Genomic DNA, 23,445 nt, shown 5'->3' with positions numbered 1-23,445 from the left:
CGGGCTCAGCCGCCGGGGGTGACCAGTCCGCTCTCGTACGCCAGCACCACGGCCTGGACGCGGTCGCGGAGCTGGAGCTTGGCCAGGATCCGCCCGACGTGGGTCTTCACGGTCGCCTCCGCCACGTGCACCCGGGCGGCGATCTCGGCGTTGGACAGCCCCTGCGCCACCAGCAGCAGCACCTCCCGCTCCCGCTCGGTGAGCTGGGCCAGCCGGGGGTCCTCGGCCGGCGTCGGGCCGAGCTGCCCGGCGAACCGGTCGAGCAGTCGTCGGGTGATCGACGGGGCCACCACCGAGTCGCCCTCGGCGACCACCCGGATCGCGGCGAGCAACTCCTCCGGTGGCACGTTCTTGAGCAGGAAGCCGCTCGCCCCGGCGCGCAGCGCGGCGAACGCGTCGGCCTCGGTGTCGAACGTGGTCAGCACCAGCACCCGTGGTCGCGCGCCGGCCGTGCGGGCGCAGATCCGCCGGGTCGCCTCCACCCCGTCCATGGTGGGCATGCGCAGGTCCATCACCACCACGTCGGCCTCGACCCGGTCCAGCACCCGCAGCGCGTCCGCGCCGTCGATCGCCTCGCCGACCACGGCGAGGTCGGGTTGCGAGTCGAGCACCATCCGGAAGCCGGCGCGCACCAGCGCCTGGTCGTCGACGATCATCACCCGTACGGTCACGCGGCCACGCTCCCTTCCTCGGCGCCGGCCGCCGTGGGCAGCGGCAGGCGCGCCTCGACCCGCCAGCCGCCGGCCAGCGTGGGCCCGGCGGTCAGCTCGCCGTCGTACACCCCGACCCGCTCCCGCATGCCGACGAGGCCGTGCCCGCCGGACGGCGCCGGGCGCACCAGCGGTCGGCCGCGACCGTCGTCGACGACCCGGATCGCGACGGCGTCGGCGCCCCAGTCGAGCGTCACCTCGACCGCCGCGCCCACCCCGGCGTGCTTGAGCGCGTTGGTCAGGCTCTCCTGCGCCACCCGGTAGACGGTCAGCTCCAGACCGGGCGGCAGCGCCACCGGGTCGCCGGCGCCGCCGCGGTCGACGCGCAGCCCGGCGGCCCGGAACCGGTCGAGCAACGCGGGCAGCTCCACCAGCGCGGGCCGCCGGTGCGCCGGCTCACCGGCGGGCTCGTCGGCCACCGCGACCGGGTCCGGCCGGCTGGGCTCCCGGAGCACGCCGACCAGCCGCCGCATCTCCTCCAGCGCCTGCCGGCCGGTGTCGGCCACCACCTTGGCCGCCTCCCGCGCGGTGGCGGGGTCGCGGTCGAGCGTGAACCGCACGCCGTCGGCCTGCACGATCATCACGGCCAGGCTGTGCGCGACCACGTCGTGCAGCTCGCGGGCGATGCGGGTGCGTTCCTCGGCGACCGCCGCGCGGGACTCCGCCTCCCGCTCCCGGTCCGCCGTCGCGGCGCGTTCCTCCAGGCTGAGCACGTAGAGGCGGCGGGTGCGCACGTTCAGCCCGACCAGCCACACCGCGCCGGTGACCAGGCCGTAGTAGAGCGCGCCGGCCCACCAGGGCGACGGCCCGGGCCAGGAGAGCGCGGAGAGCAGCACGCCGATCGCGGCGCCGACGCCGGCCAGGATGCCGTCGCGCGACCGGGCGGCGTACTTGACCACGCTGTAGAGCGCGATCAGCACGCCGATGTCGTAGCCGAGCGGACCCCAGCCGACGATCACCTGGACCAGCGCCAGCGCGGCCACCGCGACGGCGACCGCGGACGGGTGGGTGCGCCGGAAGAACAGCGCCGCCGCCATCGCCACGCCGACCGCGAACGCCGGCAGGCCGCCCTGCTCGGCCAGCAGGCCGAGCACGGCGAAGACGGCGACCAGCCCGGAGACGGCGGCGTCGAACGCGACGCCGCGCAACGGGCGGCCGAGGATCAGGCGGTCCACGGTCACCCAGCGTACGGGGGTGACCGGTGTCTCCTGGGCCCGGTCAGGGGGTGACGAGGGCGCGCATCCGGGTGATCTCGGCGGACTGCTCGACGGCCACGCCGGTGGCGAACTCCTGCAGGGTCTGGTCGACGCCGACCTTGAGCAGGTCGCTGGACATCACCACGGCGCCCTCGTGGTGGGCGGTCATCATCCGCACGAAGAGCTGGTCGAACGCCGCGCCGCGCGCGTCGGAGAGTTGTCGCATCGCCTCGGCGGACTGCATCCCGCGCATGGTGGCGTGGTCGTGCCCGGCGACCTCGGCGGGCAGGTCGCGGGTGCCGAGCCAGGCACGCAGCACGCCGACCTCCGGCCCCTGGGCGGCCCGGATGCGGTCGGCGACGGCGCGTACCCGGGGGTCGGCGGCCCGGTCCGGGGCGAGCGTCGCCATCTCCAGGGCCTGCTCGTGGTGCGGGATCATCATCCGGACGTACCAGACGTCGAGGCCGTTGTAGCGGGGCTTCGCCGCGTCGCGGACCTGCCCGCCGGCGCGGGTGGCCGCCGGCTCACCGGGGCGGCCGGGGACGAGCACCGGCGGCGCCGAGACGGCGCCGGTGGGGCTCGGGACGGCCGGGGCGGCCGGGGCGGCGGTCGGACCGGGCTCGTCACCCGCCGGGCGGCGATCGTCGTCGCAGCCGGCCAGCGCCGGGCCGCCGATCGCCAGGAGCGCGGCCAGGGCTGTGACGCGAAGCCACGCACGTGCCGGTCGACCGGTCATACGGCCCTCCCTCCGGTCGAGGTGACAGCGATCCTATCCATAGACGAAAGTTCCCGGATGTGACCGGGGTCACATTGATGACGGTCACCAATCGGTAAGGTGTGCCGAATCATCATCCCCTTTCGAAGGGTGTTGCCGATGATCAACATCCGCATGTCCCGTGTCCGGACCGTCAGCCTCGCCGCCACCGGCCTGCTGCTCGCCGGCGTGATCGCCGCGCCGCCGAGCAGCGCCCAGGAGATCCCCCGCGCCCAGGCCGGGCCGGCCACCGTGGACAGCGCCGTCCCCGGAGTCGACGAGATCTCCAGCAGCCCCAACCTGCGCCAGGTGGCCAACCTGCCGAAGCAGGCCCCGTTCGACACCACGACCGCCCTCGGCACCGACATGGCCTTCCAGGGCCGGTACGCGTTCGTCGGCAACTACGAGGGCTTCGTCATCTACGACGTGTCGCGCCCGAGCCGGCCGACGATCGTGTCGCAGGTGCTCTGCCCCGGCTCGCAGAACGACATCTCGATCAGCGGGAACCTGCTGTTCCTGTCCACCGACTCCTCCCGCAGCGACGACTCCTGCGCCAGCACCGCCCAGCCGGCGTCGGTGAAGGAGTCCTGGGAGGGCATCAAGATCTTCGACATCCGCGACAAGCGCAACCCGCGCTACATCAAGTCGGTGGAGACGGCGTGCGGCTCGCACACCCACACGCTGGTGCCGGGCAAGGACAAGCGCAACGTCTACCTGTACGTCTCCTCGTACAGCCCGCGCGCCGAGTTCCCGGACTGCCAGCCGCCGCACGACTCGATCTCCATCGTCAAGGTGCCGGTGAAGGACCCCACCACCGCCTCGGTGGTCGCCACCCCGAACCTGTTCCCGGACGGCGGCTACCCGGGCATCCCGGGCCAGACGTCCGCCACCACCGGCTGCCACGACATCACCGCGTACCCGTCGAAGGACCTGGCCGCCGGCGCGTGCATGGGCGACGGCATCCTGTTGGACATCAAGGACCGGGAAGCGCCGCGGGTCATCGAACGGGTCACCGACTCGGTGAACTTCGCGTTCTGGCACTCGGCCACGTTCAACAACGCCGGCACCAAGGTCGTCTTCACCGACGAGCTGGGCGGCGGCGGCGCGGCGACCTGCAACGAGGTGGTCGGGCCGGACCGTGGCGCTGACGCCATCTACGACGTCACCGGCCGCGGCGACGCCCGCAAGCTGGCGTTCCGCAGCTACTACAAGATCCCGCGGGTCAACGCGGACACCGAGAACTGCGTGGCGCACAACGGCTCGCTGATCCCGGTGCCGGGCCGCGACATCATGGTCCAGGCGTGGTACCAGGGTGGCATCTCGGTGTGGGACTTCACCGACTCGGCCAAGCCCAAGGAGATCGCCTACTGGGAACGCGGTCCGCTGGACGCCGCCCAACTGCGCACCGGCGGCTCCTGGTCGGCCTACTGGTACAACGGCCACATCTACTCCAGCGACATCCAGAAGGGACTGGACGTGCTGGAACTGCGTGACCCGCGCACCTGGCTGGCCCAGCTCATCCGGGTGCCCGAGCTGAACGTGCAGACCCAGGCGGGTTACCTGAGCTGGTGACCCCCGAAGGTGGCCCGGCCGGGCCCGGCACCCCCGTGGGGGCGCCGGGCCCGGCCCGTGGAGAGGGCGCGGCGGTGCCGACCGACGAGCGGATCCGGTCGCTGCACGAGCGGTACGCGCCGACGGCGGAGGCGTTCGCGCTCGTCTGGACGCACTGCCGGATCGTCTGCGAGATCGCGGAGCACCTGCTCGACCGGCACGACGCCGGCCTCGACCGCGCGCTGGTGCGGGCCGGCTGCCTCCTGCACGACATCGGCGTCTACCGCCTGTACGACGCCGACGGGCGGCTGGACCAGCGCAACTACGTCCGGCACGGAGTGCTCGGGCACGCGCTGCTGCGCGACGCCGGCCTGCCCGAGACGCTCGGCCGGTTCTGCTCCCGGCACACCGGGGTGGGGATCACCCGCGAGGACGTGCTCCGGCAGCGCCTGCCGCTCCCGGTCGCCGACCACACGCCGCGCACCGGCGAGGAACACCTGGTCATGTACGCCGACAAGTTCCACAGCAAGACCACCCCGCCCACCTTCGTCTCGGTGGCCGGCTACACCGCCACGGTGGGGCGTTTCGGAGCGGACAAGGTCACCCGGTTCGCGGCGCTGGTCGAGCGGTTCGGCGAGCCCGACCTCGCCGCGCTCGCCCGCCGGCACGGGCACCCCGTCGCCTAGGCCATCGGCAGCCGGTAGTCCCGGGCGCCGCCACCCGCGGTGACCACCCGCACCTCGCCGGTCCGCAGCCCGTACGTCACCGACCAGCGGGTGTGCGGTTGGCGCACCGCGTCGAGCAGCCGCAGCGCACCGGCCGCGTCGACCTTGCCGCCGGTGCGGTCCAGCTCCTTCGCCAGCACCCCGTACCGGTGATCGCGGCGCAGGTCCCGCTCGGGCACCCCGACCGCGGGCACGTTCGTCAACGCCTGCCACGGACCCTTCCGGCGGTCCACCTTCAACGTCCCGTCGACGAACTCGACCACCGCGGAGGCGCCGGTCGCGTCCGCGAGCAGGTAGTGCAGCGGCGGCCCGCCGTCGAAGTCCAGGTTGTACCGGCCGAACACGGCGACCGCCTCGTCCACCGTCGCCGCCGAGTCGAGCACCAGGCGCAGGATCCGCACCGAGCCGACGGTCGGCCGCCCCGGCACCGGCTCGGCCCGCGCGCCGTCGTCGGCGGCCAGCCCCACCGCGAGGCCCCGCTCGTTCATCCCGTCGAACGGCAGCAACGGCGCGTCGAGCAGCCGCCGGTCACCGGTCGGGTCCGCGGTGACCCCCAGGTAGGAGATGTCCACCAGGGAGATCGACGCGTGCCCGTCCGGCGGGTCGGTGCGCAGCACCAGCGCCGGGTTCCGGTCCCAGTCGAAGTTTCGGGCGAACAGTGGACGGTCGCGGTCGGCCACGGCGGCGAAGAGCGAACACCCGAACGGGCTCGGCGGGGTGCTCCCGGCCACCCCCGCGGTCGGGTCGTAGTCGCCGACGTAGGTCATCTCGTACAGCGGCAGGTCGTCGACCTTGCGCAGGCTGGCCAGCGTCCGGTCGACCTGGCCCGGGTCCTGCCGGGACGCGCTCGGCGTGCCGGCGGACGTCGGGGCGGCCGGCGTGCGGCCCTCCCCGCAGGCGGTGCCGAGCAGGAGCAGTGCCAACCCGGTGGCGACGAGGGTCCTCCGCATACCGGCGACGCTAGAAGAGACGAGGCGCGGTGTCCATCGAGGAAACGGATCAGCTCCGGACGACGGCGAACATCCAGCAGCCGTAGACCACGTTGCGGCTGTGCAGCACCCGCACCGCCGGGTCGGCGAACAGGTCCGCGATCACCCCCTCCGGGTCGTCGCCGTCGTGGCGTCGACCGCCGACGATGCGACCACGCCCGTCGTACGCCCGCAACACCTGGGCCCGCCCCCGCCAGCCGGCCGGGTACGTCGCGACGTCGGCCGGGCCAGGGCAGTCCCGCTCGTGCGCGAAGACCGGACCCACCTCCCGGTACGGGCCGGGCGGCAGCGGCGGGGCGTACCCGAAGAGCAGCAGCGACTCCCCCGGCTCGGCGTCACGCAGGCAGCAGCGCAACGGCTCGCCGCCGCCGGCACGGTGCCGCTCCGGCGGCTGCCCGCCGGCGTCGCGGTCGGTGCGGCGCAACTCGGCCAGCGTCTCGGCGGGCAGCGGACGGATCAGGAAGGCGGTGGTCGTCGTGGTCACGATCCCAGCCTGACGCGGCGCGCGGCGAACCGCTGGCGGTCATCGGACCTGGCGTTGCGTCGGCCGTCCCGCGCGCCGGGTCACACACCCATCTCGGCCTCGTACGCCCGGCGGAACCGGCGGCGGGCGGCCGGCGCGAGGCAGAGATGCCAGGCCGGCCCCTCGTCCACCACGTTGATCTCACCGGCGTCCTGCCGGGCGAGCAGCAGTCCGGCGAGGGCGGCGCGGGCGCCGAACCGCTCGTACCAGTCCAGCTCCACGTCGACCGCCCAGCCCAGGCTGTGCCCGCTGGGCACCGCGGCGGCCCGGCCCAGCCGGCGCAGCCGGTGCTGGTGCTCGGCGCTGCGGACCAGGCTGGTCACCCAGAGCGGCGGGGTGCCGGGCCGGGTGACCGCGACGAACTCCCGGGCCACGTCGTTGAGGAACGCGATCATCTCGCGCCGGGCCCGGGGAATCAGCAGGCCCGCGGTGTCCGGGGCGGCAGCCGGGCGGACCCGTCGCCGGACCGCCCGCAGGCCACGCCCGACCGCGGTGGCCGGCAACTCCCGGTAGCGGAACTCCAGCAGCCCCCGGCGCCGCAACCACTCCAGGTCGACCAGGTCGATGCTGGCGCGCACCTGGTCGTCGGTGAGCAGGGCCGGGCTGTCCCGCCACCACAGCACGTCGATCCGGGAGAGGAGATAGGTGCGGACCAGGGCGGTCAGGTCCGGCGCCGAGGCGGCGGGCTGGTGACGGGCCATCTCCAGCAGCAGCGTCTCGCGGGCACCGACCAGGCCCTGCGGGGTCGCCTCGAGCACCGCGGCGATGGCCGGCTCGCGCAACCGCTGGTCGAGCAGCACCTGCCGGGCGGTGGTCGACGGCGCGTCCGCCAGCGCGCCCACCTCGACCAGCAGCTCCGCCACGGCGGCGCGGTAGGCGCCCAGCCCGCGTGCGGCGTCGCCGGCGGGCCGGCCGGCGGAGGGCAGCCGGCGGGCGGGAGTGGTGGACGCGACGGCGGGACCGGGCTGGCGACCGGGGCTGCGGTTGGGCACTCGCATGGTCTCCGCCCCCTCTCGGCAGGACACGGCGTAGTCGGGTCTGCGCACACCGTAAGGGGACGGAAGGGGGTCGTCGGGACCAATCGGCCCGAAGGCGCCCGATCAGGTAGCCGGCCCACCCGCCAACGCCTGCACCTCTGCATAACCGGGCGCCGGCGGCAGCCCCGCCTCCCGCCCGGCGGCGACCGCGTCGACCAGGTGCAGCGCCGCGCCCAGCGCCGCCCGGAACGGCAACGAACCGGTACTCACCCGGGCCACGCCGAGCCGGCCCAGCGCGGCCAGGTCCGGCCCGCCCGGGCGGTACAGCACGTTCAGCGGCAGGCCCACCTCCGCCGCCAGCGCGCCGATCTCCTCGTCCGGCGCGCCGGGGACGAAGAAGCCGTGCGCGCCGGCCGCCCGGCACACCGCCGCCCGCCGACGGGCCTCCGCCGACGGCGACCGCACACCGCACCACCACGCGTCGGTGCGCGCGTTCACGAAGACACCCGGGGCGGCCGCCCGTACCGCCGCGACCTTCGCGGCGAGCAGCGACGCCGGGGCCAGCGTGCCGTCCGGACGGCCGTCCTCCAGGTTCACCCCGACCACGCCGAGCGCGGCGAGCTCGCCGACGTACCGGGCCACCGCCGCCGGGTCGTCGTCGAAGCCGCCCTCCACGTCGACGGTGAGCAGCACCGGCACGCCCCGCAGGCGGCGGGCCAACTCCAGGGTCTCCACCCGGGTCGCGCCGACGCCGTCCGGCCGGCCCGCCGCCGCCGCGACGCCGAGGCTCGTCGTACCGATCGCCGCGTGACCCCGGGCGGCGAGCGCGGCGGCGGAGGCGTGGTCCCAGGCGTTGGGCAACAGCAGAGGACGGCCCGGCCGGTGCAGCGCACGGAAGGCGGCGAAGCGTTCAATCGTCACAGATCCCCCCAACGTCTCGGACCACGCAGCGTCGCGCCCCCGGGTGTAAGGCGGGGCCCCTTCTTAACGCCTGGGGTATAGGCGGGGCCCCCTGTTAACAGGCCGGCGGCGAGAAACCCGCCGGCCGGGCGAGCGGCGGCGCGGGACGGGTCGCGCGGGCCGAGGCTGACGGGCGCGGTGACGCCGATCATCCGGCGGGCGGGATGCGATGTGGGCGGGCTGAACCGGCGCGCCGAGGCGCGCAGCGAGCCCAGGGTGCACGCCGGAGCGGCGGGCCCAGCTCGGCGGCACCAGGCAGGGGGGCGGTCAGTGCGGCGACGACGTCCGCGAGTCGGGTGACCCCGTCGCCGTCGCGCACCGGCGGCCCGCAGCCCCGGCTCACCGGGGACGGCCGCGATCGTCGACTCCACCGGACGACCGTAAGTCGCCGACCGTTCGGTCCGGACCGAACGATGGGTCAGGACAGCCCCGGCGTCGGGCTCGACCGGGGCGGCCATCCCAGACGTCAGGTCCGGGAAGGTGCCGGCACACGGCACACGGCACACAGCTCCGGCTCCGGCACGCGCCTCCGGCACGCGCCTCCGGCTCCGGCTCCGGCTCCGGCTCCGGCTCCGGCTCCGGCTCCGGCTCCGGCTCCGGCTCCGGCTCCGGCTCCGGCTCCGGCTCCGGCTCCGGCTGATCTTGGTACGAAACGGCCCCCATAGGGGCGCTTTCCTACCAAGATCTCCCCGTTTCCCACTCCACGGAACATCAATCCCGGATCCAGATGGCCGCCCCCACCCTGCCCGCCCCACTGCGCGGCAATCGGACACAATCCGCCAATCCCACCGCGATCTTGGAGTTGTGGCACCTCCGATAGGGGTAAAAAGCCGGCATACCGTGGCACCACAACTCCAAGATCGACGAAGTCGAGGCGGGAGCGACTCTTAGCAGCGCTCAACCGGGGGGCCGAGCAGGCGGGGCCGGGGCGGAGCGCAGAGCTCGGGCCGAAGACGAGGTGGGAACTGGGGCGGAAGACGGCGTGGGGCAGAACGGACCCGCCTCCGCCCTCGGTCGAGGTGGAGTGGGCGAGCCGAGTGGCAGCAGCGAGAGAACGCCCTCTGGGCGACGGGTAACGCCGCACCCAGGGCGAGTGGCGGGTCGAGGTCGGCGCGGTCGGGCACCGATCGAATGCGGCTCAGGCGCGGGCTAGACACGAGTCAGGCACGAGCGGACGTGGGCAAGGCACGAGCGGACGTGGGCAAGGCACGAGCGGCCGCGCGCCAGGCACGAGCGGCCGCGGCCAGGCACGAGGGGACGGTATGAGCGGACGCACGCCAGGCATGAGGGGACGCGGACGCGGACCAGGCGCGAGTGGGGACGGTCGGACGCGGGCCAGGCGCGAGTGGGGACGGTCGGATGCGGGCCGGGCGCGGGCGGACGTGGGTCAGGCGGGGGTCAGGCGCGGGCGGGTCCGCCGTCGCGGGACGGCGGGGCGAGCGTGGCCGGGTCGAGCGCGAGCGCCTCGGCCAGTTCGTGGCGACCGGTCGGGCTGAGGCGCACCGACCGGCCGGTTCCCGGCACCGTCCAGCCGAGGTGGTGCAGGCGTACGCACAGCGCGGCCCCGAGCGCGCCGGCCAGGTGTGGGCGCCGTTCGGTCCAGTCGAGACAGTCGCGTACCAGCGGTCGCCGGGTGGCGCGCAGCGGTTCGACGGGCACGCCGAGGTCGTCGAGCCAGGAGGTGCCGGTGGGGGTGAGCGTCAGGCCGGCGCTCCGGTCCAGCACGCCGCGGGCGAGCAGCGCGTCGTACAGCAGCACGCCGAGTCGTCCGGCGAGGTGGTCGTAGCAGGTCCGGGCGTACGCCAGGGCGGCGCCGGCGGATGCGGCGCGCAACGTGCGCGGCGGGGTGGCCGGCGCGGGCGCCCGGGCGGCCAGGTCCTCGACGAGGTGGGCGACCGTCGGGTCGGCGAGGCGGACGTAGCGGTGTCGCCCCTGCCGTTCCTCGACCAGCAGTCCGCCGCGTACCAGTCGGGTGAGGTGGTCGCTCGCGGTGGAGGCGGCCACGCCGGCGGAACGGGCGAGTTCCCCGGCGGTCCAGGCGCGCCCGTCGAGCAGGGCGAGGCAGAAGCCGGCCCGGGTGGGGTCGGCCAGCAGCGCGGCGAAGCCGGCCAGTCCTCGGCCGTCGGCACGGATGGTCATCGGGCCATGCTGGCACGGGCACGGTTCGGCCGGTGCCGAACGGTCCGGCAGCCGCTCTTTACATCGTTGTATCCAACGTTGTAGAAACGTGTGCACCGCAGTGACCTCCGTCGACTCCGAGGCAGGCCCGATGCGACACCTTAATCGTGGCGGCGTGCTCGCCGCCGTACTCACGCTCCTGCTCGCCGGCGCGGCGCCCGCGCCCGCCGCCGGAGCCGACCGCTACCGCAACCCGGTCTCCGCCGGGTTCGCCGACACCTTCGCCGACCCGGTCGTGGTCCGCGGCGACGACGGGATCTGGTACGCCTTCGGCACCTCCGACCCGCTGCGCGAGGGCGAGGGGCGGGCGCACCGGGTGCCCGTCGCCCGCTCCGCCGACCTGGTCGACTGGACCTACGTGGGCGACGCGTTCGGCGCCGACCAGCGCCCGGCCTACGCCACGCCCGGCTCGGCGTTCTGGGCGCCCGACGTGCGCCGGGTCGCCGGCCGCTGGGTCATGTACATGACCGTCACCGACACCACCGTCTCCGACGACACGTTCGACACCGCGGTCGGCGTGGCCACCGCGCCGAGCCCGGCCGGGCCGTGGACGTTCGCCGACGCCCCGGTGGTCGCGCCGCGCCCCGGTCCCGGCGGCGGCTACCTGTGGACCATCGACCCGAGCCAGCTCACCGGCGCGGACGGTCGGTCCTACCTGTACTACGGCAGCTACTACGGCGGCATCTCGGTCACCGAACTCTCCCCCGACGGCCTGCGAGCGGTCGGCGACCCGACCCCGGTCGCGGTGGACAACAAGTTCGAGGGCGCGTACGCGCTGCGCCGCGACGGCTGGTACTACCTGTTCGCCTCCACCGCGAACTGCTGCGCCGGCCCGGCCACCGGCTACTCGGTGCAGGTCGGCCGGTCCCGCGACCCGCGGGGACCGTTCGTCGACCGCGACGGCCGACGCCTCGACGTCTCCCGGGCCGGCGGCACGCCGGTGCTCACCCAGAACGGCAACCGCTGGATCGGCACCGGCCACAACGCGGTGCTCACCGACCTGTCCGGGCAGGACTGGATCGCCTACCACGCGATCGACCGCGCCGACCCCTACCTGGACGAGCCGTTCGGCATCAACGAGCGGCCGATGCTGCTGGACCGTCTCGACTGGATCGACGGGTGGCCCACCGTCAACGCCGGCGCCGGCCCCTCCGACGGCGCCCGCCCGGCGCCGGTCACCACCGGCCGCGTCGACGCCCGCTTCGCCACCTCCGACCTGCGCGGCTGGCGCACCGAGTCCGGCGCCTGGCGGGCGGCCGGCGGGGTGCTGACCGGCACCGGCACGCTGGCCTCGCGTACCGCACTCGGCGGCGACCTGCGGGTGGAGACCGACCTGCGGCTCACCGGCGCGCAGACCGCCGGGCTACGGCTCGGCACGGTGGACGTCCGGGTCGGCCGGGGCCGGCTGACCGCCGGCTCGGCGAGCGTCCCGCTGCCCGCCGGCACCGACCTGCGCGACCGGCACAATCTCGCGATCGAGGTACGCGGGCGGCAGCTCGTCGCCACGATCGGCCCGTCCCGCCTCGGCGACCCGGTCGCCCGGGTGTCGCTGCGGCTCCCCCGCCCGGCCGACGGGGCGCTCGCGGTCCGCGCCGAGGGCGGCCCGGCGGAGTTCGACAACGTCAGCGCCGCGCGCCTCTACCGCCCGGCCCGCCACCCGGTCGCCCCGCCCCGGGTCGGCCCGGTGCTGCGCGACTGGTCCGACGAGTTCACCGACGGGCTCGACCCGGCCTGGCGGTGGATCCGCCAGGATCCGGCCGCCACGGTGTCCGGCGGCGCGCTGCGCTGGCCGGTGCAGGACGCCGACCTGACCGGCACCGGCAACACCGCCGGGGTGCTGCTGCGCGACGCGCCGGCCGGGAACTACGTCGCCGAGACCAAGGTGACGCTGGACCTGGGCGAGGAGACGGTCCGCAACTACCAGCAGGCCGGCCTGGTCGCGTACGTCGACGACGACCGCTTCGCCCGGCTGAGCACGGTGGCGATCTGGAACACCCGGCAGGTCGAGTTCGGCTACGAGCTGCCCTTCGCCGGCCAGCCGGTGTACGGCGGCAGCATCGTCGGCACCCCCGGCGCCACCACCTGGCTGCGGCTGGCCCACCGGGTGGACCCGGTGAACGGCGAGCACGAGTTCCGGGCCGGCTCCAGCCCGGACGGCAGGCGCTGGACGTGGGGCGCGGTGTGGACGTTCCCGGCGGACACCACGCCGCGGATCGGCCTGGTCGCGCACGGCGGCGCCACGCCGGCGGTGACGGCGCAGTTCGACTACCTGCGCTTCCACCGCTGACCGGCACCGGGGCCGTCCCCGCTCGGGGCGGCCCCGGTCAACCGCCGAGGTGCGGGTCGGCCGTGGTCAGCCCGCTCACCGTGCGGGTGTCGCCGTCGTAGCTGCGGGCCGCCACGAACTCCCCGGCCGGCCGCTGCGCCCCGGCGACCGCCCGGGCCCGGCGCCGGTCCGCGCCCCGGAAGCGCAACGCCAGGCTCAGGTGCGGGACCCACCGGTCGGGCAGGTGCCACGGGTGCGGGCCGGTCGCCTCGGCGAGCACGTCCCACACCGCGCCGTGCAGCGCGACCAGTTGCGGCGTCGGGCGGACCAGCCAGACCAGCGGGGCGCTGCCGTCGAGGACCTCCAACCGGCCCAGCCGCACCGGCAGCGGCAGCGCGGCGTCGAAGAGGTCGCCCAGCCGCCGCTCGGCGCCGGGCGGGAACTCGTCGACCGAGGCGAGCGTCAGGTGGGGCCGGTTCGTCGGGTGCGTGTTGGCGGCCAGGCTGGGCAACCCGGCGGCGGCGAGCCGGCTCCACGCCGCGCGCACGCCCGCGTCCAGCTCCTCCGAGCAGATCAGTTCCACCGTCCGCACCGGATCAGGCTAGTCCCCGGCGGCGGGCCGCGACGCCCCGGCGTGGTCAGAGCCAGCCGGCCTCGCGGGCGCGCCGGACCGCCTCGGCCCGGTCGGTGGCGCCGAGCTTCTGCACCGCGGCGCTCAGGTGGTTGCGGACGGTGCCGGCGGCCAGGTGGGTCCGCCGGGCGATCACCGCGACCGGGGTGCCCAGCTCGGCCAGCCGCAGGGTCTCCAGCTCGCGCGGGGTCAACGGGCACTCGGGCAGCGTCAGCGCGTCGGCGGCCAGCGCGGGGTCGACGTAGCGGGCGCCGGAGTGCACCCGCCGGATCACGTCGGCCAGCGCCCCGCCGGGCGCGCCCTTGGCGAGGAACCCGCGCGCCCCGGCGGTCAGCGCCGGCCGGAGGTGGGCGGGCCGGGCGTGACCGGTGAGGATCACCGGCGCGCAGCCGGGCAGCAGCCGGGTCAGCTCGGCGGCGACCTCGACCCCGCCGGGCGGCGGCATCTCCAGGTCCAGCACCGCCACGTCCGGGCGGTGGGCCAGCGCCGCGGCCAGGGCGGCGCGGCCGTCCGCGGCGTGCGCCACCACCTCGATGTCCGGCTCCAGGTCGAGCAGGGCGGCCAGCGCGAGCCGGATCAGCTCCTCGTCGTCGGCGAGCAGCACCCGGATCACGACGGCACCGGCACGGTCGCGACGAGGCTGAACACGCCGTCGTCGGCGGAGGCCCGGACCCGACCACCGGCGGGGGCGAGCCGGTCGGCGAGTCCGCGCAGGCCGCCGCTGAACGCGTCCGGGCCGGGGCCACCGGCGCCGTCGTTGCGTACGGTCAGCGTCACCAGGGCATCGTCGCGGCTGAACTCGATCCGGCACCAGCCGGCCCGGCTGTGCCGCAGCACGTTCGTGCCGGCCTCCCGCAGGACGGCGGCCAGGTCGGCGGCGACCGGGGCGGGCAGCTCGCCCACCGGCGGCCCGACGGTGCAGCGCACCCCGCTGGAGCGCAGCACCTCCCCCAGCGCGGCCGCCTGCTCGGCCAGGTCGACGGCGCGGTAGCCGTGCACGGCCGCGCGGACCCGGGTCAGCGCCGACGCGGCGAGCCGCCGTGCCTCGGCGGCCTCCCGGCCGGCCCGGGCGCCGTCCACCGGCGCCAGCCGCTCGGCCAGCTCGGCCTTCAGCGCGATCACGGTGAGATCGTGCCCGAGCAGGTCGTGCACGTCCCGGGCGAAGCGCAGCCGCTCCTCGGCCGCGGCGAGCCGCACCTGGGCCGCCTGCCCCTGTCGGGCCTCGACCAGCAGGTCCCAGAACCACACCTGGACCCAGGTGAGTGCCGCGATCCCGGCGCCCACCCCGCCGGTGACCAGCAGCGCCGTGGGCAGCGGGCCGCCGGTCGCCAGGGTGACCCCGGCGGCGGTGGCGAGCACCCCGAGCGCCGTGGCCGCCGCCACCGCCGGCCGGAACAGCAGCGGCGTCATCCCGACCAGCGACGCGCCCAGCCAGGCCCAGGTGGGCCAGGCGCCGGCCGCCACCGGGCCGAGCAGCGGCAGGCTGAGCAGCGCGGCCACCGCCAGCGCAAGGTGCCGGCGACGTCGGGCCGGCGCGGCGAGCCACGGGGTGACCGCCGCGTGCAGCACCGCCACCTGGGTCACCGTGAATGCGGCCAGCGCGACCGCGCCGAACGCCACCCGCACCGGGTCCGGCTCCCGGGCCAGGCCGACGGCCGGCAGCAGCACCGTGGTCCACACGTTCGTGCCCAGCGACAGCAGGGTGACGCGCCGGGCCCGGCGCAACCGGTGGTCCACCGCCTCGACCGTCATGCCCGCCGATCCTAGGTCGTGGCACGCCGATCTCCCGCCCGGCGGGGCGCCGCCGGCACCCGGGAGAGATGTCACGGCCGAACCGTGCGTTCCGCACGGTTCTCCGATGACGAACGCGCCTGGTCCGGTGCGTGCCGCGCCGGCAGGGTCGGTGCATGACGGAGATGACGGCAGGCGTACCCCGGCGGTGGGCCGGATGGGTCCGGACCCGGCACCTGGCCGGGATGATGGTGGCGATGGTGGCCGGCATGGTGCTGCTCGGCCCGCTGTGGCGGGCCGTCGGGCAGGCGGTCGGCGGCGCGGGCGTGCTGGCCCGGGCGGACGTCGCCGCGCTGGTGATGGCGACGAACATGTCCCTGGGGATGGTCGCCTGGATGTGGCACCGCGGCGACGGGTGGGCGGCCACGGCGCAGATGACGGCGGCCATGTTCGTGCCCTTCCTGCTCCTGCTCCCGCCCTGGTGGGCCGGTCTGGTCGGCGACCACGCGCTGATGCTCGGCGGCCACCTGCTGATGGTGCCGGCGATGGTGCTGGTGGCGCTGCGGCACCACCACGCGCCCGGCGTCACGCCACCGCGCCGCCCGGCGGCGGCGGTGGCGCGCCGCTGGCCGGCCGCCCTGGCGCTGCTGATGACCGCCGACATGTGGTTCGCGCCGACCGTGGTCCCGCCCTGGACGTTGCTGGTGCTCCCGGGCGGTTACCTGCTCCTCGGCACCTGGCGGCGGCAGTGGGGCGACCGGCGTCGGCTCGGGGTCCAGCTCGCCGGGCTGGCCGGGTGGGGCGGTCTCGCCGCGGTGGCGGTGGCCGTGCCGGACCGCGTCGCCGGGGTGCTGGTCGGCCTGGGGTGGCTCGGCCACACCGGCTGGGACCTCTGGCACCACCGCACCGGCGGGGTGGTGCCCCGGGGGTACGCGCAGTGGTGCGCCGTGCTGGACGTGGCGGTCGGGATCACCACGCTGCTGGCCGTCCTGTCCCGGTGACCCGGACCGGGCACGGGGCCGGTCCGGGTCACCCGGAGGGGCCGGTCCGGGTGGCGCGGCGAACGTTTGCGCCGGTCGCCGCGACCCGCGTCCGGCGGTGATGAAAGGCTTGTCGGATGAGCGCCGCACCGACCCCGACCGACCCCACCGCCCCCGCCGACGCCGAGGACGCCCCCGCCTTCGCGGATCTCGGGCTGCGCGCCGAGCTGCTGGGGGCGCTGTCCGCCCTCGGCTACGAGGAGCCCACCCCGATCCAGAGCGAGGCCATCCCGCCGCTGCTGGCCGGTCGGGACCTGCTCGGGCAGGCGGCGACCGGCACCGGCAAGACCGCCGCGTTCGCGCTGCCGCTGCTGCAGCGGATGCCGGTGGCGCGCCCGGACGGCGACCCGGTGTCGTTGGTGCTGGTGCCGACGCGGGAGCTGGCGGTGCAGGTCTCCGAGGCGTTCCACCGCTACGGCAAGGACCTGGGCGCCCGGGTGCTGCCGATCTACGGCGGCCAGCCGATCGGCCGGCAGTTGCGCGCCCTGGACCACGGGGTGGACGTGGTGGTGGCGACGCCCGGGCGGGCGCTCGACCACATCGCCCGGGGCACGCTGCGGCTGGGCTCGCTGGCCACCGTGGTGCTGGACGAGGCGGACGAGATGCTCGACATGGGCTTCGCGGAGGACATCGAGGCGATCCTGGAGCACGCCCCCGAGGGCCGGCAGACGGTGCTCTTCTCGGCCACCATGCCGGCCCGGATCGACGGGCTGGCCCGGCAGCACCTGACCGACCCGGTCCGCATCCGGATCGAGCGCGAGCGCCCGGTGGCCGGGGCGGCGCCGAAGGTGCGGCAGAGCGCCTACCTGGTGGCGCGGGCGCACAAGCCGGCCGCGCTGGGCCGGGTGCTGGACGTCGAGTCGCCCACCGCGGCGATCGTGTTCTGCCGCAGCCGGGAGGAGGTGGACCGGCTCACCGAAACGATGAACGGCCGGGGCTACCGGGCCGAGGCGCTGCACGGCGGGATGAGCCAGGAGCAGCGGGACCGGGTGATGGGCCGGCTGCGGGGCGGCACCGCGGACCTGCTGGTCGCCACCGACGTGGCGGCCCGGGGGCTGGACGTCGAGCAGCTCACCCACGTGGTGAACTACGACGTGCCGTCCGCGCCGGAGGCGTACGTGCACCGGATCGGGCGGGTCGGCCGGGCCGGGCGGGAGGGGGTGGCGATCACCCTCGCCGAGCCGCGCGAGCACCGGATGCTCAAGACGATCGAGCGGGTCACCGGCCAGCGGATCACCATCGACAAGATCCCGACGGTCGCCGACCTGCGGACCCGGCGGTTCGAGCTGACCCAGGCCGCGGTGCGGGAGGCCCTGCTCGAGGACGACCTGGAGCCGTTCCGGGCGGTCGTCGAGTCGCTGACCGACGAGTTCGACCTGATGGAGGTGGCGCTCGCCGCGGTGCGGCTGGCGCACGAGGCCACCCTGCCCGGCACCGCGGACGAGGAGGAGATCCCGCAGGTCGCCGTCCGCGCGAACCGGGACGGGCGGCCGGGGACCGAGGGCCGGGACCGGCGGGCCGGGGTACGCTCCCGCGCCGCCGGCACCGCCCAGGTCTTCATCGGCCTGGGCCGGCGGGCCGGGGTGCGGCCGCAGGATCTGGTGGGCGCGATCACCGGCGAGACCCGGGCCAGCGGCCGGGACATCGGCTCGATCGAGATCGCCGACCGGTTCTCGCTGGTCGAGGTGCCGCAGGAGCTGGCCGACGAGGTGATCGCGGGGTTGCGCGGCAGCACCATCAAGGGCCGCAAGGCGACCGTCCGGCGCGACCGGGACGGCCAGGGCGACCCGGGTGGCGAGCGCCGCTACGAGGGCCGGCGCGACCGGCGGTAGGTGGCCCGGACCGCCGCGACCGGACCGGCCCCGACGAGGTCGATCCGGCGCGGCGCCGGGTGGCGCTCAGGTGCAGTTGCGGATGGACCAGACCGGGTCCCAGTTCTGCGAGCCGGTGCCGGTGCCGGTGAAGGAGTTCAGGACGTTGCCGCTCTGGCCGTAGAAGGTGACGGTCGGGCCGCCGGTCTGGGCGTTGACGTAGAAGCCGGCGCCCTGCCAGTTGGCCAGCGCGTAGCGGGCGCAGGCGAAGAGGTCGAAGATCTTCCAGCTCGACGTGGTCGGGTCCCAGACGAACGTGCAGAGGTTGCCGCTGGCGCAGGTGGCCGGCTTCCCGGCCGCCACGTGCCGCACCTGGCGGGCGGCCGGCGACACGGTCGGCGTCACCGCCTGGACGCTCACCGGCCGGCCGGCCGCCGACGCGGCGGGCAGGGTGAACACGTGGTCCCGACCAACCGGCCCACCCGGTCTGGCGGACGCCGGGGCGGCGAGGACGAGGACGCCGGCGAGGACCACGCCGACGAGCAGCGCGACCCTGCGGAGCGGGCTCAGGGAGGTGGTGGTGGACATGGGACGCCCCTTTCCGAAAACTGTTTCCGAATTCGGTCCGGAACGGGCCACATTCACCGTCGGGGCCGAATAACCGCAGCTTAGGACGCCTCCACCGAGGCCACCAGGGCGACATGTCGACAGTTTCAGAAACTGCACGACGGCGTTGTCGCCTCGAATTCCTCTCGCATTTCGTACGCGCGGACCCCCGCCGCCGGGAGGGCGACGGGGGTCCGACGGCAGCGGTCGGGTCAGGCTGTGGCGAGCGGCTGGCCGCCGATGCTCCGCGCGTCCACCTCGGCCGGCCGCAGCGCCAACGCGAGCACGTCGGCGACGTCGGCGAGGGTGTGCACGGTCAGCGCCTCCCGGACCTCGGCGGGCAGGTCGTCCAGGTCCGGCTCGTTGCGCTTCGGGATGATCACCTCGGTCAGGCCGGCCCGGTGCGCGGCGAGCAGCTTCTGCTTCACCCCACCGATCGGCAGCACCCGCCCGGAGAGGGTCACCTCGCCGGTCATCCCGAACTCGGGCCGGACCGGCCGGCCGGTCACCAGGGACGCCAGCGCGGTCACCATGGTGATGCCGGCGCTCGGGCCGTCCTTGGGCACCGCGCCCGCCGGGAAGTGCACGTGGATCCGCCGCCCGGCGAGGGCGTTCGGGTCGATGCCGAGCCGTCGCCCGTTGGAGCGCAGGTACGACAGCGCGATCTGCGCCGACTCCTTCATCACGTCGCCGAGCTGGCCGGTGAGGGTCAGCCCCGGCTCGCCCTCCATGCCGGTGGCCTCGATGAACAGCACGTCGCCGCCCGCGCCGGTGACGGCCAGGCCGGTCGCCACGCCGGGCACGGCGGTCCGCTCGGCCGACTCCGGCGTGAACTTCGGCCGACCCAGGTAGCGGGCCAGGTTCGCGGTGTCGACGCGGACCGGCGCCGGGTCGGTGGCCAGCGCGACGGTCACCTTCCGCAGGATCTTGGCCAGGGCCCGTTCGAGCTGCCGGACGCCGGCCTCCCGGGTGTACTCCCCGGCGATCAGCGCCAGCGCCTCGTCGGCGACGGTCACGTCCTCGGCGGTCAGGCCGGCCCGCTCCCGCTGCCGGGGCAGCAGGTGGTCGCGGGCGATGGACACCTTCTCGTCCTCGGTGTAGCCGTCCAGCGTCACCAGCTCCATCCGGTCCAGCAGCGGGCCGGGGATCGCCTCCACCACGTTGGCGGTGGCCAGGAACAGCACGTCGGACAGGTCGAGGTCGACCTCCAGGTAGTGGTCGCGGAAGGTGTGGTTCTGCGCCGGGTCGAGCACCTCCAGCAGGGCCGCGGCCGGGTCGCCGGCGTAGCCGGCGGCCAGCTTGTCGACCTCGTCGAGGAGCACGACCGGGTTCATCGAGCCGGCCTCGCGCAGCGCCCGTACGATCCGGCCGGGCAGCGCGCCGACGTAGGTGCGCCGGTGCCCCCGGATCTCCGCCTCGTCGCGCACGCCGCCGAGCGAGACCCGGACGAAGTTGCGGCCGAGCGCCCGGGCGACGGACTCGCCGAGGCTGGTCTTGCCGACACCGGGCGGGCCGGCCAGGGCGAGCACCGCGCCGGAGCCGCGTCCGCCGACCACACCCAGGTTGCGCTCCGCGCGGCGGTTGCGCACCGCGAGGTACTCCAGGATGCGGTCCTTCACGTCGGCCAGGCCGGCGTGGTCGGCGTCCAGCACGGCCCGCGCCGCGGTCAGGTCGGTGTGGTCCTCGGTACGCGTGCCCCACGGCATCTCGAGCACCGTGTCCAGCCAGGTGCGGATCCACCCCGCCTCGGGTGAGGCGTCGCTGGCCCGCTCCAGCTTGCCGACCTCGCGCAGGGCCGCCGCGCGGACGTCGTCCGGCAGCTCGGCGGACTCGACGCGGGCGCGGTAGTCGGCGGAGCCGTCCGGCTCGTCCTCGCCCAGCTCCTTGCGGATCGCGGCGAGCTGCTGCCGGAGCAGGAACTCGCGCTGGGACTTCTCGAGTCCCTCGCGGACGTCGCTGTTGATCTGCTCGGTGACCTCCTGCTCGGCCAGGTGCTCCTTCACCCAGCCGACCAGCAGCTCCAGCCGGGCGGTGACGTCCGGCGCGGCCAGCAGTTCGGTCTTCTGCGCCAGGCTGAGCCAGGGCGCGTAGCCGGCCGAGTCGGCCAGCTCGGAGAGGTCGGTCATCCGCTCCATCGCGTCGATGACCTGCCAGGCGCCGCGCTGCTGGAGCACCGAGGTGGTCAGTGCCCGGTACTCGCGGGCGAGTTCCCGGGCGCGGCCGGCCGGGGCAGGCTCGTCGAGGGCGGTCGCCTCGACCCAGAGCGCGGCGCCGGGGCCGGGCACGCCGGAGCCGATGCGGGCCCGGGTGAGACCGCGGACCACGGCGGCCGGCTCGCCGCTGGGCAGCCGGCCCACCTTCTCGATGGTGGCGACCACGCCGACCGGGCCGTACTCGCCGTCGATGCGGGGCACCGCCAGCAGCGTCTTGTCACCGGTCGCGCGGGCCGCGTCGACCGCGGCCTGGGTGGTCGGGTCGAGGGTCACCGGGATGACCATCCCGGGCAGCAGGACGGCGTCGGTCAGGGGAAGTACCGGAAGAGTTGCCATCGAAACACCTGCCATCGTCGGTTGAGCGTGTCTGACTCAAGTAACAAACCGTTCCCCTTGTTCCGGTGTGTGACCCAGGACACGTTCCCGGCGTGACCGACCCGCCCGCGACCCCGTCGACCTTTTTGCCGACCACCGATTCCGCGACCCGCCGATTGAAACGGGTGGGGTATTGTTGCGAAATTACCGCTTGGTAGGTCAAACTCTTAGCCACACCCCGCCCGACACAGGGAGTAATGGCGATGGCAAGGAAAGTAATCACCGTTCTGACCGACGACCTCGACGGCGGAAAGGCCGATCGGACCGTCGAGTTCAGCCTGGACGGCGTGGCATACACGATCGACGTCTCCGACGAGAACGCGGGCGTCCTGCGCAAGGCCCTGGACCCCTACATCAGCGCTGGCCGGCGCATCGGCCGCGGACCCGTCGACGCCGGCCGCACCGCCCGGCGCGCCACCCGGCCGAGCACCTCGGGAATGGACCGCGAGCAGAACCGCGCCATCCGCGAATGGGCGGCCAAGAACGGCCACGAGATTTCCGAGCGCGGGCGCATCCCGGTCTCCGTGGTGGAGGCGTACAAGAACCGCTGAGCCTTCCGGTTCACCGTCGGGCGCCCGGGGTCGGACCGAGAAATCGGTGTGACCCCGGTCGAGTTCTGTCCGGTCGACAATTTTCGCGTCACCCGGTCGGGGCGGCACCAATTTTCCACAGGCACGAACGGCCGGAGCCGCCCGAGGTAGTCCCCGGGCGGCTCCGGCCGTTCGTCGTACGGTCAGTTGACCTGGATGCGCACCACGTCGATGGCCGGGGTCTGGTTGGCCCGCTCCATCATCGGGATCCGGTGCGAGCCGTCACCCGCCCAGACCGAGCACTGGGCCAGGCCCGAGTCCGGCAGGCCCGGGATCTGGATCAGCACGTCGTCCGGCTGGTTGCCGCCCTTGCCGTCCTCGGTGGCGACGAAGAAGGCCGGCACGTCCTGCGGGTTCGGGGGCTGCCGGGTGCTGCCGAGCATCCGGCACGCGGTGTGGAAGTGGCCGCGCACCAGACCCTGGTCGTTGAGCAGGGAGCTCTCGATGTAGTAGCCGCCCTGCCCGGCGGCGAGGAAGCGGTCGCGCACCAGGTTCCTGGTGGTCACCCGGAGGGTGAACGGCTGGTTGCGCTGCACCTGGTTCGGGAACTGCGTGATGAGCAGCGACGGGTTGTTCGCCGCGGCGCCGACCTCACCGAAGGCGGTGCTCACGCAACGGTTGCCGTTCTGGAAGCCGTTGTGCGCCTCCAGTTGGCTCTGGCCGCAGTCCTTGGCCAGCGGCTGAAGGCCGCCACCGTTGTTCTGGCCGCCACCGTTCTGGCCACCATTGTTGTTGCCGCCGTTCTGGCCGCCGCCGTTCTGGCCACCGTTCTGACCGCCGTTGTTGTTCCCGCCGGTCTGGCCGCCGTTCTGGCCCCCGCCGTTGTTCGCGCCACCGTTGTTGCCGCCGTTCTGCGCGTTGTCGGCGAGCGCGCACTGGGCGAGCTTGTCCAGGCCCTGCGGGCGCTGGCCGCCACGACCGATGGCAGTGGCGATCCGGTTGAGCGTGGCGGTCCGCTTGTCCGCGAGCGGACGGAGGATCGCGTTGTTGATGAAGTTGCCACCGTTGCGGCCCTCCGCCGCGAGCCGGCGGTTCGCCTCGGCGATCTGGCTGTCCAGCAGGGCCAGGTTGCGGTCCACCTCGGCGCGGGCCCGGTCGGGCACCTGCGGCAGCTTGCTCTTGACGTCGGGGCAGGTCACGGTCGGGGTGCCGGCGCCGGCGCCACCGGCGTTGGTCTGCTGGCACTCGGCCGCGGACATCTGGCCGTCACCCCAGTGGTTACGCACCCAGCGGCCGTTCTGCCAGGTCCGGGTGGTGCTGCCCTGACCGCCCGGAGCGGTCGCTCCCGGACTCGAGGGCACGCAGGACGCCGAGGCGACTCGGGTGGTCCTGCGCTGGTCCTGGGCGGACGAGATCTGGGTGACGGCGACGATGCCGCCGAAGACGGCGAGCGTGCCGACCACGGCCAGCACCCGCTTGCTCCGCGCGTTACCGGATGACCGGCGCGCCCGTGTGGACCTGCGCATCGAATTGCTCTCCTTCTCGATCCGGTAGTTGACTGGTGATCCCGGGGCGTCATTCCTCGGGGTGGGATCACTGCGACAGGTGGTCGCGCGTCAATGGCCGACGGTGCCCTCTCCGCACCGTCTCCGCGCCGTCCGGGCGCGGCGGAAGATCTG

20 protein-coding genes are annotated in these 23,445 nt (G+C 74.9%); 6 read left to right on the top strand and 14 right to left on the bottom strand.

Annotated elements, in window-relative coordinates; translation table 11 throughout:
- Window positions 1-5: 5 nt before the first annotated feature.
- From H1D33_RS08200 to H1D33_RS08190, 3 genes are read right to left on the bottom strand one after another with little or no spacing between them, the layout of a single operon-like run.
- Window positions 6-671 (bottom strand): response regulator, encoded by a 666-nt coding sequence (locus tag H1D33_RS08200; RefSeq protein WP_181568644.1) that lies wholly within the window; start codon window positions 669-671, stop codon window positions 6-8.
- Entirely contained in the window at window positions 668-1,891 is a 1,224-nt protein-coding gene (locus H1D33_RS08195) for a sensor histidine kinase (RefSeq protein ID WP_181568645.1), read from the bottom strand. Before H1D33_RS08195 ends, H1D33_RS08200 begins: the two co-directional genes overlap by 4 nt.
- 37 nt (window positions 1,892-1,928) lie before the next feature.
- Window positions 1,929-2,642, bottom strand: coding sequence for a DUF305 domain-containing protein (locus tag H1D33_RS08190; RefSeq protein WP_181568646.1), 714 nt, complete (start codon window positions 2,640-2,642; stop codon window positions 1,929-1,931).
- Window positions 2,643-2,795: 153 nt separating this feature from the next.
- On the opposite strand from H1D33_RS08190, the gene H1D33_RS08185 reads away from it, so the two are divergent.
- Window positions 2,796-4,232 carry an LVIVD repeat-containing protein gene (locus H1D33_RS08185; RefSeq protein ID WP_414685533.1) on the top strand — a complete coding sequence of 479 codons (1,437 nt, stop codon included), beginning with the start codon at window positions 2,796-2,798 and terminating at the stop codon, window positions 4,230-4,232.
- A gap of 74 nt (window positions 4,233-4,306) precedes the next feature.
- Window positions 4,307-4,897: an HD domain-containing protein gene (locus H1D33_RS08180; RefSeq protein WP_181568648.1), complete on the top strand. Its 591-nt coding sequence runs from the start codon at window positions 4,307-4,309 to the stop codon at window positions 4,895-4,897.
- Here the strand turns inward: H1D33_RS08180 and H1D33_RS08175 are convergent.
- The 5 genes from H1D33_RS08175 to H1D33_RS08155 all read right to left on the bottom strand — a co-directional run bounded on the left by H1D33_RS08175 (window position 4,894) and on the right by H1D33_RS08155 (window position 10,524).
- Window positions 4,894-5,886, bottom strand: coding sequence for a linear amide C-N hydrolase (locus H1D33_RS08175; protein WP_181568649.1), 993 nt, complete (start codon window positions 5,884-5,886; stop codon window positions 4,894-4,896). The genes H1D33_RS08180 and H1D33_RS08175 overlap by 4 nt on opposite strands.
- Before the next feature lie 49 nt (window positions 5,887-5,935).
- Complete coding sequence (locus H1D33_RS08170; protein ID WP_181568650.1) at window positions 5,936-6,409, bottom strand: DUF1203 domain-containing protein; 474 nt, start codon at window positions 6,407-6,409, stop codon at window positions 5,936-5,938.
- An 80-nt stretch (window positions 6,410-6,489) separates the two neighbouring features.
- On the bottom strand, window positions 6,490-7,446 hold the full coding sequence (locus tag H1D33_RS08165; protein ID WP_181568651.1) for a DUF5715 family protein: 957 nt from the start codon (window positions 7,444-7,446) through the stop codon (window positions 6,490-6,492).
- Window positions 7,447-7,548: 102 nt separating this feature from the next.
- Window positions 7,549-8,346, bottom strand: a complete 798-nt coding sequence (locus tag H1D33_RS08160; protein ID WP_246411541.1) for an isocitrate lyase/PEP mutase family protein — start codon at window positions 8,344-8,346, stop codon at window positions 7,549-7,551.
- Window positions 8,347-9,783: 1,437 nt separating this feature from the next.
- A complete protein-coding gene (locus tag H1D33_RS08155) occupies window positions 9,784-10,524 on the bottom strand; it encodes an ArsR/SmtB family transcription factor (RefSeq protein ID WP_181568652.1) in 741 nt (246 codons plus the stop codon).
- A gap of 154 nt (window positions 10,525-10,678) precedes the next feature.
- Here H1D33_RS08155 and H1D33_RS08150 point away from each other — a divergent pair, with 154 nt between their 5' ends.
- Window positions 10,679-12,850, top strand: a complete 2,172-nt coding sequence (locus H1D33_RS08150) for a glycoside hydrolase family 43 protein (RefSeq protein ID WP_246411543.1) — start codon at window positions 10,679-10,681, stop codon at window positions 12,848-12,850.
- 37 nt (window positions 12,851-12,887) lie between these two features.
- Here H1D33_RS08150 and H1D33_RS08145 read toward each other — a convergent pair whose 3' ends face one another.
- Genes H1D33_RS08145 through H1D33_RS08135 form a run of 3 tightly spaced genes read right to left on the bottom strand, consistent with a single transcriptional unit; the run spans window position 12,888 to window position 15,212 of the window.
- Complete coding sequence (locus H1D33_RS08145) at window positions 12,888-13,421, bottom strand: 2'-5' RNA ligase family protein (protein WP_181568654.1); 534 nt, start codon at window positions 13,419-13,421, stop codon at window positions 12,888-12,890.
- A gap of 46 nt (window positions 13,422-13,467) precedes the next feature.
- Window positions 13,468-14,073: a response regulator transcription factor gene (locus tag H1D33_RS08140; protein WP_181568655.1), complete on the bottom strand. Its 606-nt coding sequence runs from the start codon at window positions 14,071-14,073 to the stop codon at window positions 13,468-13,470.
- On the bottom strand, window positions 14,070-15,212 hold the full coding sequence (locus H1D33_RS08135) for a sensor histidine kinase (RefSeq protein ID WP_181568656.1): 1,143 nt from the start codon (window positions 15,210-15,212) through the stop codon (window positions 14,070-14,072). Before H1D33_RS08135 ends, H1D33_RS08140 begins: the two co-directional genes overlap by 4 nt.
- Before the next feature lie 155 nt (window positions 15,213-15,367).
- Here H1D33_RS08135 and H1D33_RS08130 point away from each other — a divergent pair, with 155 nt between their 5' ends.
- Window positions 15,368-16,192 carry a hypothetical protein gene (locus tag H1D33_RS08130; protein ID WP_181568657.1) on the top strand — a complete coding sequence of 275 codons (825 nt, stop codon included), beginning with the start codon at window positions 15,368-15,370 and terminating at the stop codon, window positions 16,190-16,192.
- Window positions 16,193-16,308: 116 nt separating this feature from the next.
- Entirely contained in the window at window positions 16,309-18,063 is a 1,755-nt protein-coding gene (locus tag H1D33_RS08125) for a DEAD/DEAH box helicase (protein WP_181568658.1), read from the top strand.
- A 66-nt stretch (window positions 18,064-18,129) separates the two neighbouring features.
- On the opposite strand, the gene H1D33_RS08120 is transcribed toward H1D33_RS08125, so the two are convergent.
- Window positions 18,130-18,630 carry a hypothetical protein gene (locus H1D33_RS08120; protein WP_220138679.1) on the bottom strand — a complete coding sequence of 167 codons (501 nt, stop codon included), beginning with the start codon at window positions 18,628-18,630 and terminating at the stop codon, window positions 18,130-18,132.
- A 230-nt stretch (window positions 18,631-18,860) separates the two neighbouring features.
- On the bottom strand, window positions 18,861-21,197 hold the full coding sequence (gene lon, locus H1D33_RS08115) for an endopeptidase La (protein WP_181568659.1): 2,337 nt from the start codon (window positions 21,195-21,197) through the stop codon (window positions 18,861-18,863).
- Window positions 21,198-21,439: 242 nt separating this feature from the next.
- Between lon and H1D33_RS08110 the strand changes: the two genes are divergently transcribed.
- On the top strand, window positions 21,440-21,787 hold the full coding sequence (locus H1D33_RS08110; RefSeq protein ID WP_181572831.1) for a histone-like nucleoid-structuring protein Lsr2: 348 nt from the start codon (window positions 21,440-21,442) through the stop codon (window positions 21,785-21,787).
- Window positions 21,788-21,969: 182 nt separating this feature from the next.
- On the opposite strand, the gene H1D33_RS08105 is transcribed toward H1D33_RS08110, so the two are convergent.
- Window positions 21,970-23,292: a hypothetical protein gene (locus H1D33_RS08105; protein ID WP_181568660.1), complete on the bottom strand. Its 1,323-nt coding sequence runs from the start codon at window positions 23,290-23,292 to the stop codon at window positions 21,970-21,972.
- Between the last annotated feature and the right edge of the window lie 153 nt (window positions 23,293-23,445).

Source organism: Micromonospora ferruginea (assembly GCF_013694245.2).
Classification (GTDB): domain Bacteria; phylum Actinomycetota; class Actinomycetes; order Mycobacteriales; family Micromonosporaceae; genus Micromonospora; species Micromonospora robiginosa.
Note: the sequence above shows the minus strand (reverse complement) of the source record. Positions and strands in the feature narration are given on the sequence as shown.